Consider the following 14,199-nt stretch of genomic DNA (forward strand, 5'->3'; position numbering starts at 1 on the left):
AGCTGTCTTGTCGACACTTCTCGACACGCAGGAGTCAGGCCACGTTCGCTGAGGTATTTCCATCCATCAGCTGCTTCAGGTTGACCGGGAGATCGTGTTCAACGGCGGCGTACAGGCCGTTATAGACCGGCGCGATTTTTTCCAGATAGTGCTCCAGCACCTGCTGGCGATCGCGGTTGCTGACGTGGCCGTCCACCATGCCATCGGCCATCAGCTGCGCCTTCGCAATACACTGTTTTTCGCCGTCTTTTGTCTCGAGGTGGTACTCAATGGTGTGGCTGTTGAAGTTATCCGCCAGGGTAACGTTGATGATGAAATGGCCGAACAGGACGAAGCGCATGTCGCCCTGCGCCGCGCAGCTCATCGCGTGGTGAAGACGCGCTTTCGAGAGGGTTATGCCCTGAACCAGAGAGTTGCAGTAGAGGTGCCACTGGTCCTGCAGCTGCTGATGACGCTGCGCGATGTAATCCGCTTTTTCGCTGATTTCCCAAATAGTCATAGAAGGTATCCGGTTAATGGAGATAGCGGCTGTTAAGCAGATTCCATGCCAGTTTTTAACTTTCTGATTTTAAATAGATTTAATTACAAACCCGCTGTCAACGCCGCGGTGTCGACGTGTCATTTCGACAGCGTTGACATCGTCACGCCTTAACAAAAATCAAGCTGGCACCGTTATTGCATTCAATGGCGCAATTCATTGAGGAGGCGTCATGCACGAAATCACCCTCTGCCAGCGGGCTCTGGAACTTATCGAACAGCAGGCAGTGCAAAACCACGCGAAGCGCGTCACCGGCGTCTGGCTGAAAGTCGGGGCGTTTTCCTGCGTTGAGCCCAGCGCCCTGAATTTCTGTTTTGAGCTGGTCTGCCGCGGCACGCTGGCGGAAGGCTGCGAACTGCATATTGAAGAACAGCAGGCGGAGTGCTGGTGCGAGCAGTGCCAGCAGTACGTCACCCTGGTGTCATCAAAGGTACAGCGCTGCCCGCAGTGTCAGAGCACCGGTCTGCGCATCGTGGCGGATGACGGCATGCAGATCCAACGCCTCGAAATCGAGAAGGAGTAAAGTATGTGTAGTACCTGCGGTTGCGCCGAAGGCAACCTGTATATAGAAGGGGATGAACACCGCCCCCACTCCGCGTTTCGCTCCGCGCCCTTTTCCCCCGCACCGCGCCCTGCGGCAGCCCTGACCGGCATTACCTTTGCGCCGCAACGCTCCGATGCGGGCGACCTGCATTACGGCCACGGCGAAGCGGGCACCCACGCGCCGGGCATCAGCCAGCGCCAGATGCTGGAGGTGGAAATCAACGTGCTGGACAAGAATAACCAGATCGCCGCCCGCAACCGCGCCCGCTTTGCCACCCGCAAACAGCTGGCGCTGAACCTTGTCTCCAGCCCCGGATCCGGCAAAACCACGCTACTGACCGAAACGCTCAAGCGCCTGAACGGGCGTGTCTCCTGCGCGGTGATCGAAGGCGACCAGCAAACCGTTAACGATGCGGCTCGCATTCGCGAAACCGGCACCCCGGCGATTCAGGTCAACACCGGTAAAGGCTGCCACCTGGATGCGCAGATGATTGCCGACGCTGCCCCGCGCCTGCCGCTGGCGGATAACGGCATCCTGTTTATTGAAAACGTCGGCAACCTCGTCTGCCCGGCGAGCTTCGACCTCGGCGAACGACACAAGGTGGCGGTGCTTTCGGTGACCGAAGGCGAAGACAAGCCGCTGAAGTACCCGCACATGTTTGCCGCCGCGTCCATCATGCTGCTGAACAAAGTCGACCTGCTGCCGTACCTGAATTTCGACGTGGATAAGTGCGTGGCGTATGCCCGCGAGGTGAACCCGGAGATTGAGATCCTGCTGGTCTCCGCCACGCGCGGCGACGGCATGGACGGCTGGCTACACTGGCTGGAGAGCGAACGATGTGCATAGGCGTACCGGGACAAATTCACGCCATCGACGGTAATCAGGCCAAAGTCGAGGTTTGCGGCATCCTGCGCGACGTCGACCTGACGCTGGTGGGCAGCACCGATGAAAGCGGCGCTTCGCGTCTCGGACAGTGGGTGCTGGTCCACGTGGGGTTCGCCATGAGCGTGATTAACGAAGCGGAAGCCCGCGACACGCTCGACGCCCTGCAAAATATGTTCGACGTGGAGCCTGACGTGGGCGCGCTGCTGTACGGCGAGGAGCGGTAATCATGCGTTACGTTGATGAATACCGCGCGCCGGAGCAGGTGCTGCAGCTTATTGGCCACCTGAAAACGCGCGCAGCGCGGCTGGACTACACGAAAGAAAGGCCGCTGCGGATCATGGAGGTGTGCGGCGGGCACACGCACGCCATCTTCAAATTTGGCCTCGACCAGCTGTTGCCGGAAAACATTGAGTTTATCCACGGCCCCGGCTGCCCGGTCTGCGTGCTGCCGATGGGGCGCATCGACAGCTGTATTGAAATTGCCAGCCAGCCCGACGTCATTTTCTGCACCTTTGGCGACGCGATGCGCGTGCCGGGGAAAAATGGTTCGCTGCTGCAGGCGAAAGCGCGCGGCGCAGACATCCGGATCGTCTATTCGCCGATGGATGCCCTGATGCTGGCAGAGCGTAACCCCAACCGTGAGGTGGTATTTTTTGGTCTGGGGTTTGAAACCACCATGCCCGCCACCGCCATCACGCTGCAGCAGGCGAAAGCGCGCGGCGTCGAGAATTTTTTCTTGTTCTGCCAGCACATTACGCTCATTCCCACGCTGCGCAGCCTGCTGGAAGAGCCGGGAAACGGCATTGACGCATTTCTGGCACCGGGGCATGTCAGCATGGTGATTGGCACAGACGCCTACGGTTTTATCGCTGAACAGTACAATCGTCCGTTAGTGGTCGCTGGTTTCGAACCACTTGATCTACTGCAAGGTGTGACCATGCTGGTTGAGCAGAAAATAGCGGCCCTGAGCGCGGTGGAAAATCAGTATCGCCGCGTGGTGCCCGATGCGGGTAATGAACGAGCGCAGCAGGCGATCGCCGACGTGTTCAGCGTTGAGGGCGACAGCGAGTGGCGCGGCCTGGGGCTGATTGCTGAATCCGGCGTGCGCCTGACGTCAGCCTATCGCGCGTTCGACGCCGAAGCGCATTTCCGCCCGCAGCCGCAGCAGGTTTGCGACGATCCCCGGGCCCGCTGCGGCGAAGTCCTCACCGGTAAATGCAAACCGCATCAATGCCCGTTATTTGGCAATACCTGTAACCCGCAAACGGCGTTTGGCGCGCTGATGGTCTCCTCCGAAGGGGCGTGTGCCGCGTGGTATCAGTATCGCAACCAGGAGAGTGAAGCATGAATACGGTTGAAATGGCGCACGGCAGCGGCGGACAGGCGATGCAGCAGCTGATTAACCGGCTGTTTATGGAAGCCTTCAACAACCCCTGGCTCGCCGAACAGGAAGACCAGGCGCGCATTGACCTCGCCACCCTCACCGCGCAGGGCGACAGGCTGGCCTTCTCCACCGACAGCTACGTGATTGACCCGCTGTTCTTCCCCGGCGGCGATATCGGCAAGCTCGCCGTCTGCGGCACGGCCAACGACGTGGCGGTCAGCGGTGCCGTTCCGCGCTACCTCTCCTGCGGGTTTATCCTCGAAGAGGGATTGCCGATGGAGACGCTCACGACAGTGGTCAACAGCATGGCGCAGACCGCACGCGAGGCCGGGATAGCTATCGTCACCGGCGATACCAAAGTGGTGCAGCGCGGCGCGGCCGACAAGCTGTTTATCAACACCGCCGGCATGGGCGCGATCCCCGCCGATATTCACTGGGGCGCACAGCGCCTCAGCGTGGGCGACGGGCTGATCGTGACCGGCACGCTGGGCTGCCACGGGGCGACCATCCTGAACCTGCGCGAGGGCCTGGGGCTGGACGGCGAACTGCGCAGCGACTGCGCGGTACTCACCCCGCTGATTCAGACGCTGCGCGGTATTCCCGGCGTGAAGGCCCTGCGGGATGCCACGCGAGGCGGTGTCAACGCCGTGGTCCATGAGTTTGCGGCAAGCTGCGGATGCGGGATTGAACTCACCGAGCGCAGCCTGCCCGTTAAGCCCGCCGTTCGTGGGCTTTGCGAACTGCTGGGGCTGGACCCGCTCAACTTTGCCAACGAAGGCAAACTGGTGATTGGCGTTGAACGCTCGGCCGCGGAAGCCGTTCTTGAACAGCTGCGGGCTCATCCGTCAGGAAAAGAGGCGGCGATGATTGGTGAAGTGGTTGAGCGCAAAGGGGTGCGCCTGACCGGACTTTATGGCGTGAAGCGGACGCTTGACCTGCCGCACGCGGAACCCTTACCCCGTATTTGCTAGAACCGCGCCAAAAGCGGTCAGCACTGAATGTCTCTTTTTTTGCCAGTTTCTATTGGAAAGCAATATGCCGTATACACCGATGAGCGATCTTGGACAGCAGGGCCTGTTTGACATCACGCGCACACTTTTACAGCAGCCCGATCTCGGTGCGCTGAGCGATGCCCTGACGCGGCTGGTCAGGCAATCGGCGCTGGCGGACAGCGCCGCGATTGTGCTCTGGCATAGCGGAACGCAGCGCGCGAGCTACTACTCGACGCGTGATAATGGCAAAACGTTTGAATACGAAGACGAAACGTATCTGGCGCATGGCCCGGTGCGCCGCATACTCTCCCGGCCTGAAGTGCTGCACTGCAACTTTGCGGAGTTCCGCCAGGCGTGGCCGAAGCTGGCGGAGAGCGACCTCTATCAGCCTTTCGGGCATTACTGCATGCTGCCGCTGGCGGCAGAGGGCCAGATTTTTGGCGGCTGCGAGTTTATCCGCACGACCGACCAGCCCTGGAGCGAGGCGGAATACGAGCGCCTGCACACCTTTACCCAGATTGTGGCCGTCGTCGCGGAGCAGATCCAAAGCCGCGTCACCAATAACGTCGATTACGACCTGCTGAGCCGCGAGCGCGACAACTTCCGCATTCTGGTCGCCATCACCAACGCCGTGCTGTCGCGGCTCGACATGGACGAGCTGGTCAGCGAAGTTTCGAAAGAGATCCACCACTATTTCAAAATAGACGCCATCAGCATTGCGCTGCGCGGGCATCGCAAGGGCAAGCTGAACATCTACTCCACGCACTATCTCGATGAAGCCAACCCGGCGCACGAGCAGAGCGAGGTAGACGAAGCGGGCACCCTTTCCGAGCGGGTCTTCAAGAGCAAAGAGATCCTCCTGCTCAACCTGAACGAGCAGGACCCGGTCGCGCCGTACGAGCGGATGCTGTTTAACACCTGGGGCAATAAAATTCAGACCCTGTGCCTGCTGCCGCTGATGTCCGGTAACACCATGCTGGGCGTGCTGAAGCTGGCGCAGTGCGAGGAAGGCGTGTTTACCACCGCCAACCTGAAGCTGCTGCGCCAGATTGCCGAGCGTATTTCCATCGCGCTCGATAACGCCCTCGCCTATCAGGAAATTCATCGCCTGAAAGAGCGGCTGGTGGATGAGAACCTGGCCCTGACCGAACAGCTCAACAACGTGGACAGCGAGTTTGGTGAAATCATCGGGCGCAGCGACGCCATGTACAGCGTGCTTAAGCAGGTTGAGATGGTGGCGCAAAGCGACAGCACGGTGCTGATTCTGGGCGAAACCGGTACGGGTAAAGAGCTGATTGCCCGCGCTATCCATAACCTGAGCAACCGCAACAGCCGCCGGATGGTGAAGATGAACTGCGCCGCGATGCCTGCGGGACTGCTGGAAAGCGATCTGTTCGGCCACGAGCGCGGTGCATTCACCGGAGCCAGCAGCCAGCGGCTGGGCCGTTTTGAGCTGGCGGACAAAAGCTCGCTGTTCCTCGACGAAGTGGGCGATATGCCGCTGGAGCTACAGCCGAAACTGCTGCGCGTCCTGCAGGAGCAGGAGTTTGAGCGCCTTGGCAGCAACAAACTTATCCAGACCGACGTGCGGCTGATTGCGGCCACCAACCGGGACCTGAAAAAAATGGTCGCCGACCGCGAGTTTCGCAGCGACCTTTACTATCGCCTGAACGTCTTCCCGATCTTCCTGCCGCCGCTGCGCGAGCGCCCGGAAGATATCCCCCTGCTGGTTAAAGCCTTTACCGCGAAGATCGCGCGCCGTATGGGGCGAAACATCGACAGTATTCCTGCCGAGACGTTGCGTACCCTTTCATCGATGGAATGGCCCGGCAACGTGCGCGAGCTGGAAAACGTCATCGAACGCGCGGTGCTGCTGACGCGCGGAAACGTGCTGCAACTCTCCCTGCCTGAAGTTACGCTTCCTGACGTAACCGCGCCCGCCGCCGAGACAGCGAAAGAGGGAGAAGATGAATATCAGCTCATTATGCGCGTGCTGAAAGAGACCAACGGCGTGGTCGCCGGGCCAAAAGGTGCCGCCCAGCGTCTGGGGTTAAAACGCACCACCCTGCTGTCACGCATGAAGCGTCTCGGTATTGATAAAGAGAGCCTGGTTTAAGCCCCCAATCCGGCGGTGTTTTTCTGGCACCGCCTTTCGTTACCCTGCGCAATTGTCCCTCATTGACACAAAATCGTTTCCTCTGTATAAAATTCCGCCTTAATAATGAGTTTCATTTGCATCAATAATAATATTAATCAAGGGTAGCGTTTCATGAAGAAGGTCATCTGCGCGTTAGGCCTGGCGGTTGCGTCGGTCAGTTCTGCTCTGGCAACCACATATCCTCTGACCATTGAAAACTGTGGCTATAAAGAGACATTCACCAAAGCGCCGGAACGCGTCGTGGCTCTGGGTCAGAATACCGTCGAAATTCTGCTCCTGCTGGGGCTGGAAGATAAGGTGAAGGCCAGCGCCTTCTGGCCGACGAAAGTGCTGCCGCAGCTGGCGGAACAGAACGCAAAAATCAAAACCCTGACGGTCGAAATCCCTACCCTTGAATCCGTGCTTGCGCAAAATCCCGACTTTGTCCCCGCGCAGTCACCGCTGCTGCTGGGGCCGGAAAGCAAGGTCGCAAAACGCGACGATCTGATGACTCTGGGCGTGAACAGCTACGTGTCACCGGGCATGTGTGCGACCAAAAAAGCCACCGGCGATATGTACGGCAGCCGCCAGAAGCTTTGGGATATGACGTATCTCTACAAAGAGATTGAGGATTTCGCCAAAATCTTTAACGTTGAAGACCGCGGTCAGGCCGTGATTGCCGATTTCAAAAAACGTGAGGCTGACCTGCGCCAGGAATTCGGCAAGAATAAAAAAGACCTTTCGTTTGTCTTCTGGTTCTCCAGTTCATCCCCTTCTGCGGACGCCTACGTCGGCGGTAAAAATAGTCCCTCCGGGTTTATCGCCAGCCTGATGGGCGGCCATAACGCCATTACGTCCGAGACCGAATGGCCAACCGTGGGTTGGGAAAGCATTATTGCCGCCAATCCGGATGTCATCGTGGTGTCCAGCCTTGACCGCAACCGCTGGGCGCTGGATAACGCGGAAGAAAAAATCAAATTCCTGAAGAGCGATCCGGCGGTCAGCCAGTTGGACGCGGTGAAAAAAGGCCATATCGTGGTGATGGACGGCCAGGCGATGAACCCGACGATCCGCACGATTTACGGGGCTGAGCAGGTCGGCGAACAGCTCAGAAAGCTGGGGCTGAACTGATGACAACCGCCGTTCTTCAGGCCCGGCAGAGCCTGGTTCTGACGACCTCGGGTTTGCTCGCTCTGGTCCTGTTATTTCTGGCGATCGCGCTGAGCGTCAGCGTCGGCGAGTTGTCCATCCCGCTGGATAACGTGTTTTACGCCATCAGCAATAAAATGGGGCTCACCGAGGTTCCGCTCACTCGCATCTATGAGAGCGTGATCTGGGACTTTCGCCTGAGCCGCGCGCTGGTGGCGGCCTGCTGCGGCGCGGGGCTGGCCATCTGCGGGGCCGTATTGCAGAGCCTGCTGAAGAACGCGCTGGCGGAACCCTACGTGCTCGGCGTGTCCGCGGGCGCATCGACCGGGGCGGTCTCTGTCGTCGTATTGGGGATCGGCACCGGTGCGGTGTCGCTCTCTGCCGGGGCCTTTGCCGGGGCGTTCGCCGCGTTTGCGTTTGTCGCGTTTCTGACGAACGGGGCGCGCGGCGGGAATGAACGTACGATTCTGGCAGGCGTCGCCGCCTCGCAGCTTTTTAACGCTATTACCGCCTACACCATTAGCACCTCCGCCAGTGCCCAGCAGGCGCGCGACGTAATGTTCTGGCTGCTGGGCAGCTTCAGCGGCGTACGCTGGCCTGAATTCCAGCTGGCACTGGTCGTGGTGCTGATTGGGTTAGCCATTTGCCTCTACTATTCCCGGGCGCTGGATGCCTTTACGTTCGGTGATGACGCCGCGGCATCGTTGGGCATTGCTGTCCCCTGGGTGCGCCTGGCACTTTTTACCACTACCGCGCTGATTACCGCGACCATCGTCAGCATGGCGGGCTCAATCGGCTTTGTCGGGCTGGTGGTGCCGCACGTCATGCGTTTCCTGTTCGGGCCGCTGCACCGCACGCTGCTGATTGCCAGCGCGCTGGCAGGCGCAATCCTGATGGTGCTGGCCGATATCGCCTCGCGCATGCTGATTGCGCCGCAAAGCCTGCCCGTCGGCGTGGTCACCGCGCTGGTTGGCGTTCCGTTCTTTGCCGTGATTATCTACCGCTCAAGGAATAAGTGATGAGCATCTGCGCTGAAAATATTACCTGGAAGGTCGGCAAAAAAGTCATCGTTAATGACGTGTCGCTGAAGGTTTCCCGGGGCGAAACGGTAGGACTGCTTGGCCCTAACGGCTGCGGTAAATCGTCTCTTTTACGTATCCTCGCGGGGCTGCGTCGCCCGGATGCGGGCTGTGTGACGCTGGACGGCCAGGACATCTCTCGTATTGCCAAAAAGCAGCTGGCCCGCCGGGTCGCCTTCGTGGAGCAGCACGGCATGACTGACGCCAACATGCGCGTGCGCGACGTGGTCAAACTCGGGCGGATTCCGCACCACTCCGCCTTTTCCAACTGGAGCACGCACGATGACGAAACCGTCACCGCCGCTCTGCAGCGCGTGGATATGCTGGATAAAAGCAACCAGGGGTGGCTGAGCCTCTCCGGCGGTGAGCGCCAGCGCGTCCACATTGCCCGCGCGCTGGCCCAGACCCCGACGGAAATCCTGCTGGATGAACCAACAAACCACCTGGACATTCATCATCAGATGCAGCTGATGCAGTTGATCAGCGAATTACCGGTCACCAGCATTGTCGCTATCCACGATCTCAACCACGCCTCGATGTTCTGCGACTCGCTGATTGTGATGCAGAAAGGCCAAATTGTGGCGACGGGGACACCGCAGGACATCCTGTCCGAGTCGTTGCTCTGGGACGTCTTCCGGGTCAAAACCAAAATCGAGATCTCGCCGTTCCATGGCAAAAAACACATTCACTTTATCGTTTAGGGGCGAGTGACCAACGATGCCCCTTCGCCCTGCCACCACGCTCTGGCCGCCCGTTTTACTGGGTAGCCAGTTTGTTTTTAACATCGGCTTTTACGCCGTTGTCCCCTTCCTGGCGATATTCCTGCGCGACGATATGCTGCTCTCCGGCGGGCTGATCGGGCTGATCCTCGGCCTGCGCACGTTCTCTCAGCAGGGGATGTTTATCGTCGGCGGCGCGCTCTCGGACCGGTTTGGCGCGAAAATCGTTATCCTGAGCGGGTGCATTATTCGCGTCGCGGGCTATCTGCTGCTGGCGTTCGGGCACGCACTCTGGCCCATCATTCTTGGGGCGTGCCTGACCGGTATTGGCGGCGCATTGTTCTCCCCCTCGATTGAGGCACTGCTGGCAAAAGCAGGCACGCAAAGCGAGGCGAGAGGCAAGCGTAGCCGGGCGGAGTGGTTTGCCCTCTTTGCCGTCTGCGGTGAACTCGGTGCGGTGCTGGGCCCGGTTGCCGGTGCCCTGCTGACGGGGCTTGGCTTCCGCCAGGTGGCGCTGGCGGGTGCAGGGGTTTTCATTATTGCCTTACTGGTGCTGCACTTCTGTCTTCCGGCTTCCCCCCGCCTTTCACAGACCCTAAACATACAGCCCTGGTGGACGACGTTCCGCCAGCCGCGCTTTGTCGCCTTTATCATTGCCTACAGCTCGTGGCTGTTAAGCTATAACCAGCTCTATCTGGCGCTGCCGGTAGAGCTCCAGCGCTCCGGTGGTAACGAGAAAGATCTTGGCCCGCTGTTTATGCTGGCCTCGGTGCTGATCATCACTTTGCAGCTTCCGCTGGCCCGCTTCGCCCGACGCGTGGGGGCGGTGAGAATTCTGCCGGTGGGCTTTTTGCTGCTCTCCGCCGCCTTTGCGAGCGTGGCGATGTTTGCGGCGACAGAACCGCCAGAGGGCTGGCTGCGCCTGCTGCCGTCGGTCTGTTTCGTGACGCTGTTGACGCTGGGACAGATGCTGCTGGTACCCTCGGCTAAGGACCTGATTCCCCGGTTTGCCGAGGAGTCCACGCTGGGGGCGCACTACGGCGCACTCGCCACCGCCGGAGGCATTGCGGTACTGGCCGGCAATTTGCTGTTTGGCAGCCTGCTGGATCGCGCGCTGGTGCCCTCAACGCAGGCGATGCTCCCCTGGCTGCTGCTGGCCCTCTTCCCGCTCTGCAGCGCGCTGGCCCTTAACGTGATTTGCCGCCCGCTCAGAAGCTGAACCGGTCACTTTTTCGGACGATACTTTTCCGGCAGTTCCGGCACTGGACGACGGTCATCCATCAGATGGCGAACGGTCAGGATGGGATGACGCCATAACATACGCGGGCCTGCCCAGCGCATAAGCTGCTTCATCTCCTCACGTCTGGCAGGCTGGTAGCAGTGTACGGGGCACTGCTTGCAGGCAGGCTTTTCCTCACCGAAAACGCATTTATCCAGGCGCTTATCGGCATACGCATTGAGCGCCTGATAGTGCCCTTCCTCCTGAGATGCCTGCGGGCAATGCTTTTCATACAGCGCGATCATTTTCGCGATGGTCTCTTTTTCTCGTGAGATGCGTTTACCGGACATAGCGGATTACCGAATAATAAAGTGCATCAATAATACACCTTTCAACACTGGATTTCAGCGGTTGCATTTCGTTTCCTGAAGCCTGATTCCAGTTTTAGCCCTGCACCGGCTAGCAATCACTGGTATTTTATACAGGCATCAGAAATGACCTTTGTCCGTGTTGTCTGGAGACCCTATGCAAGAGCTCGCGATCGGCAAACCCTATCGCCATTTAAAAGTGGGATATTTTAGAAAGCGCCATGAAGACCGCAATACCAAGATACCGAAGCGCTACAGCGTGCATGCGGCGCTGAGCTTAAAAGGTGACTGGCTTGAAAAAGCGGGATTTACAACCCATTCCCGAGTCAGGGTGGGCGTGGAGCATGGAAAAATTGTCATCGAATTAATGTCGGAAGATGCCTCGTAAAGCCACGACATTTTTCTGCGCCGGACCTTTTTTTCATGCGACAATAGAAGGAACAAACGGCCATTGAGCCCATCAAAACGGTTTATTTTCAAAGAAATGGACATCATAACTCCATGAGCACAATCGATAATTTCGACGCACATACGCCGATGATGCAGCAGTATCTGAAGCTGAAAGCACATCATCCGGAAATCCTGCTGTTTTACCGTATGGGCGATTTTTACGAGCTGTTTTATGACGATGCTAAGCGTGCATCGCAGCTGCTCGACATCTCGCTAACCAAACGTGGCGCATCGGCAGGCGAGCCCATTCCTATGGCAGGTATCCCGCACCACGCGGTAGAAAACTACCTGGCGAAGCTGGTGAATCAGGGCGAGTCCGTTGCCATCTGCGAACAGATCGGCGATCCGGCGACCTCAAAAGGCCCGGTGGAACGCAAAGTCGTGCGCATCGTCACGCCTGGCACCATCAGTGATGAAGCCCTGTTACAGGAGCGCCAGGATAACCTTCTGGCAGCGCTGTGGCAGGACGGTAAAGGGTTTGGCTACGCGACGCTGGATATCAGCTCCGGACGTTTTCGTCTGAGTGAACCGGCTGACCGTGAAACGATGGCTGCCGAACTGCAGCGCACCAACCCTGCAGAATTGCTCTATGCCGAAGATTTCGCCGAAATGTCGCTGATTGAAGGTCGTCGCGGGTTGCGCCGTCGTCCGCTGTGGGAATTCGAAATTGATACCGCGCGCCAGCAGCTGAATCTGCAGTTTGGCACCCGCGATCTGATTGGCTTTGGCGTTGAAAATGCCCCGCGCGGGCTGTGTGCGGCAGGTTGCCTCCTGCAGTACGTGAAAGATACCCAGCGCACCGCCCTGCCGCATATCCGCTCTATCACCATGGAGCGCCAGCAGGACAGCATCATCATGGATGCCGCCACGCGCCGTAACCTGGAGATCACGCAGAACCTGGCGGGTGGCGTAGAAAATACGCTCGCGTCGGTCCTCGACAGTACGGTTACGCCAATGGGCAGCCGCATGCTGAAACGCTGGCTGCATATGCCGATCCGCAATACCGAGACGCTGGTTTGCCGTCAGCAGACGATTGCCGCGCTGCAGGATCGCTATACCGAGCTGCAGCCGGTCCTGCGCCAGGTGGGCGATCTGGAGCGTATCCTTGCGCGTCTGGCACTTCGAACAGCGCGACCACGCGACCTCGCGCGGATGCGTCATGCTTTCCAGCAGTTGCCGGAACTGCGTGCGCAGCTGAGTGACGTTGACAGCGCGCCGGTACAGAAACTCCGCGAAACCATGGGCGAATTTACCGAGCTTCGCGAACTGCTGGAGCGTGCCATTATCGATGCGCCTCCGGTTCTGGTGCGTGATGGCGGCGTGATTGCCCCGGGCTACAACGAGGAGCTGGACGAATGGCGCGCGCTGGCCGATGGTGCGACGGACTACCTCGATAAGCTGGAAATCCGCGAGCGCGAGCGTCTTGGGCTCGACACCCTGAAAGTGGGGTATAACGCGGTACACGGTTACTACATTCAAATTAGCCGCGGGCAGAGCCACCTGGCGCCGATTCACTACGTGCGTCGCCAGACGTTGAAAAACGCCGAACGCTACATCATTCCTGAACTGAAAGAGTACGAAGACAAAGTCCTCACCTCGAAAGGCAAGGCGCTGGCGCTGGAAAAACAGCTTTATGACGAGCTATTCGACATGCTGATGCCGCACCTGGGCGACCTGCAGCAGAGCGCCAGCGCGCTGGCGGAGCTGGACGTGCTGGTCAATCTGGCAGAACGCGCTGAAACGCTGAACTACACCTGCCCGACCTTTACCGATAAGCCCGGCATTCGCATCACTGAAGGCCGTCACCCTGTGGTAGAGCAGGTGCTCAACGAACCGTTCATCGCCAACCCGCTGAGCCTGTCACCGCAGAGAAGAATGTTGATCATTACCGGTCCGAACATGGGCGGTAAGAGTACCTATATGCGTCAGACGGCGCTTATTGCGCTGCTCGCGTATATTGGCAGCTACGTCCCGGCGCAAAACGTGGAGATTGGCCCCATCGACCGCATCTTTACCCGCGTCGGGGCTGCGGACGATCTGGCGAGCGGACGCTCAACCTTCATGGTCGAGATGACCGAAACGGCAAACATTCTGCATAACGCGACGGAGCACAGCCTGGTGCTGATGGACGAAGTCGGACGCGGAACGTCAACCTATGATGGTCTGTCCCTGGCATGGGCCTGTGCGGAAAGCCTTGCGAATAAAATCAAGGCCATGACGCTTTTTGCCACCCATTATTTCGAACTCACGCAGCTGCCGGAGAAAATGGAAGGTGTTGCGAACGTTCATCTGGATGCGCTGGAGCACGGCGATACCATTGCCTTCATGCATACGGTGCAGGATGGCGCGGCGAGCAAGAGCTATGGCCTGGCCGTCGCGGCGCTGGCAGGCGTACCGAAGGACGTGATCAAGCGCGCGCGTCAGAAACTGCGTGAACTGGAAAGCCTGTCACCGAATGCGGCGGCGACGCAGATTGATGGCACCCAGATGTCGCTGCTGATGCCTGCAGAAGAGACGTCGCCTGCGGTGGAAGCGCTGGAGAACCTCGACCCGGATTCACTGACGCCGCGTCAGGCGCTGGAGTGGATTTACAGGTTGAAGAGTCTGGTTTAGTTTTCTGCGGTCTGTTTTGTCGGGTGGCGGCTTCGTCTTACCCGACCTACAAAACCGTAGGCCCGGTAAGCGCAGCGCCACCGGGCAAAAGACCGCACAATATTATCGCCCGGTAAGCGTAG

The 14,199-nt window shown here is 59.0% G+C and carries 14 protein-coding genes; 12 read left to right on the top strand and 2 right to left on the bottom strand.

What is annotated here, in order from left to right; genetic code table 11:
* Positions 1–34 precede the first annotated feature (34 nt).
* Positions 35–499 (bottom strand): formate hydrogenlyase regulator HycA, encoded by a 465-nt coding sequence (gene hycA / locus SPG90_RS12915; protein WP_045404197.1) that lies wholly within the window; start codon positions 497–499, stop codon positions 35–37.
* Positions 500–710: 211 nt separating this feature from the next.
* Between hycA and hypA the strand changes: the two genes are divergently transcribed.
* From hypA to SPG90_RS12965, 10 genes are all read left to right on the top strand, one after another.
* Entirely contained in the window at positions 711–1,061 is a 351-nt protein-coding gene (gene hypA / locus SPG90_RS12920) for a hydrogenase maturation nickel metallochaperone HypA (protein WP_126303036.1), read from the top strand.
* Positions 1,062–1,064: 3 nt separating this feature from the next.
* Complete coding sequence (gene hypB / locus SPG90_RS12925) at positions 1,065–1,928, top strand: hydrogenase nickel incorporation protein HypB (RefSeq protein ID WP_126303037.1); 864 nt, start codon at positions 1,065–1,067, stop codon at positions 1,926–1,928.
* A complete protein-coding gene (locus SPG90_RS12930; protein ID WP_047650282.1) occupies positions 1,919–2,191 on the top strand; it encodes a HypC/HybG/HupF family hydrogenase formation chaperone in 273 nt (90 codons plus the stop codon). The genes hypB and SPG90_RS12930 overlap by 10 nt, the downstream gene beginning before the upstream one ends.
* Positions 2,192–2,193: 2 nt before the next feature.
* Entirely contained in the window at positions 2,194–3,315 is a 1,122-nt protein-coding gene (gene hypD, locus SPG90_RS12935; protein ID WP_126303038.1) for a hydrogenase formation protein HypD, read from the top strand.
* Positions 3,312–4,322: a hydrogenase expression/formation protein HypE gene (gene hypE, locus SPG90_RS12940; protein ID WP_045404193.1), complete on the top strand. Its 1,011-nt coding sequence runs from the start codon at positions 3,312–3,314 to the stop codon at positions 4,320–4,322. Before hypD ends, hypE begins: the two co-directional genes overlap by 4 nt.
* 64 nt (positions 4,323–4,386) lie before the next feature.
* The gene (flhA, locus tag SPG90_RS12945) at positions 4,387–6,459 is read left to right on the top strand and encodes a formate hydrogenlyase transcriptional activator FlhA (protein ID WP_023308978.1); all 2,073 of its coding nucleotides are present in this window, start codon (positions 4,387–4,389) and stop codon (positions 6,457–6,459) included.
* Between the two features lie 153 nt (positions 6,460–6,612).
* Entirely contained in the window at positions 6,613–7,611 is a 999-nt protein-coding gene (locus tag SPG90_RS12950; RefSeq protein WP_126303039.1) for an ABC transporter substrate-binding protein, read from the top strand.
* A complete protein-coding gene (locus tag SPG90_RS12955; RefSeq protein WP_045404191.1) occupies positions 7,611–8,648 on the top strand; it encodes a FecCD family ABC transporter permease in 1,038 nt (345 codons plus the stop codon). The genes SPG90_RS12950 and SPG90_RS12955 overlap by 1 nt, the downstream gene beginning before the upstream one ends.
* Positions 8,648–9,409: an ABC transporter ATP-binding protein gene (locus SPG90_RS12960; protein ID WP_045355783.1), complete on the top strand. Its 762-nt coding sequence runs from the start codon at positions 8,648–8,650 to the stop codon at positions 9,407–9,409. The genes SPG90_RS12955 and SPG90_RS12960 overlap by 1 nt, the downstream gene beginning before the upstream one ends.
* Before the next feature lie 16 nt (positions 9,410–9,425).
* A complete protein-coding gene (locus SPG90_RS12965; protein ID WP_045404190.1) occupies positions 9,426–10,646 on the top strand; it encodes an MDR family MFS transporter in 1,221 nt (406 codons plus the stop codon).
* 5 nt (positions 10,647–10,651) lie between these two features.
* Here the strand turns inward: SPG90_RS12965 and SPG90_RS12970 are convergent, their stop codons facing one another.
* Positions 10,652–10,996, bottom strand: coding sequence for a nitrous oxide-stimulated promoter family protein (locus SPG90_RS12970; RefSeq protein ID WP_045404187.1), 345 nt, complete (start codon positions 10,994–10,996; stop codon positions 10,652–10,654).
* 175 nt (positions 10,997–11,171) lie between these two features.
* Here SPG90_RS12970 and SPG90_RS12975 point away from each other — a divergent pair, with 175 nt between their 5' ends.
* Together SPG90_RS12975 and mutS are read left to right on the top strand one after the other, a co-directional pair.
* Complete coding sequence (locus SPG90_RS12975) at positions 11,172–11,402, top strand: SymE family type I addiction module toxin (RefSeq protein WP_023308980.1); 231 nt, start codon at positions 11,172–11,174, stop codon at positions 11,400–11,402.
* A 113-nt stretch (positions 11,403–11,515) separates the two neighbouring features.
* Positions 11,516–14,077, top strand: coding sequence for a DNA mismatch repair protein MutS (gene mutS, locus SPG90_RS12980; RefSeq protein ID WP_322408179.1), 2,562 nt, complete (start codon positions 11,516–11,518; stop codon positions 14,075–14,077).
* Positions 14,078–14,199: the final 122 nt, after the last annotated feature.

Source organism: Enterobacter sp. D2, from assembly GCF_034427575.1.
In the GTDB taxonomy this organism is placed as follows: Bacteria; Pseudomonadota; Gammaproteobacteria; order Enterobacterales; family Enterobacteriaceae; genus Enterobacter; species Enterobacter cloacae_M.

Bases quoted from the DNA above. Each gene is read 5' to 3' on its own strand.
- hycA (WP_045404197.1), bottom strand. From the start codon at position 499: ATGACTATTTGGGAAATCAGCGAAAAAGCGGATTACATCGCGCAGCGT.
- hypA (WP_126303036.1), top strand. From the start codon at position 711: ATGCACGAAATCACCCTCTGCCAGCGGGCTCTGGAACTTATCGAACAG.
- hypB (WP_126303037.1), top strand. From the start codon at position 1,065: ATGTGTAGTACCTGCGGTTGCGCCGAAGGCAACCTGTATATAGAAGGG.
- SPG90_RS12930 (WP_047650282.1), top strand. From the start codon at position 1,919: ATGTGCATAGGCGTACCGGGACAAATTCACGCCATCGACGGTAATCAG.
- hypD (WP_126303038.1), top strand. From the start codon at position 2,194: ATGCGTTACGTTGATGAATACCGCGCGCCGGAGCAGGTGCTGCAGCTT.
- hypE (WP_045404193.1), top strand. From the start codon at position 3,312: ATGAATACGGTTGAAATGGCGCACGGCAGCGGCGGACAGGCGATGCAG.
- flhA (WP_023308978.1), top strand. From the start codon at position 4,387: ATGCCGTATACACCGATGAGCGATCTTGGACAGCAGGGCCTGTTTGAC.
- SPG90_RS12950 (WP_126303039.1), top strand. From the start codon at position 6,613: ATGAAGAAGGTCATCTGCGCGTTAGGCCTGGCGGTTGCGTCGGTCAGT.
- SPG90_RS12955 (WP_045404191.1), top strand. From the start codon at position 7,611: ATGACAACCGCCGTTCTTCAGGCCCGGCAGAGCCTGGTTCTGACGACC.
- SPG90_RS12960 (WP_045355783.1), top strand. From the start codon at position 8,648: ATGAGCATCTGCGCTGAAAATATTACCTGGAAGGTCGGCAAAAAAGTC.
- SPG90_RS12965 (WP_045404190.1), top strand. From the start codon at position 9,426: ATGCCCCTTCGCCCTGCCACCACGCTCTGGCCGCCCGTTTTACTGGGT.
- SPG90_RS12970 (WP_045404187.1), bottom strand. From the start codon at position 10,996: ATGTCCGGTAAACGCATCTCACGAGAAAAAGAGACCATCGCGAAAATG.
- SPG90_RS12975 (WP_023308980.1), top strand. From the start codon at position 11,172: ATGCAAGAGCTCGCGATCGGCAAACCCTATCGCCATTTAAAAGTGGGA.
- mutS (WP_322408179.1), top strand. From the start codon at position 11,516: ATGAGCACAATCGATAATTTCGACGCACATACGCCGATGATGCAGCAG.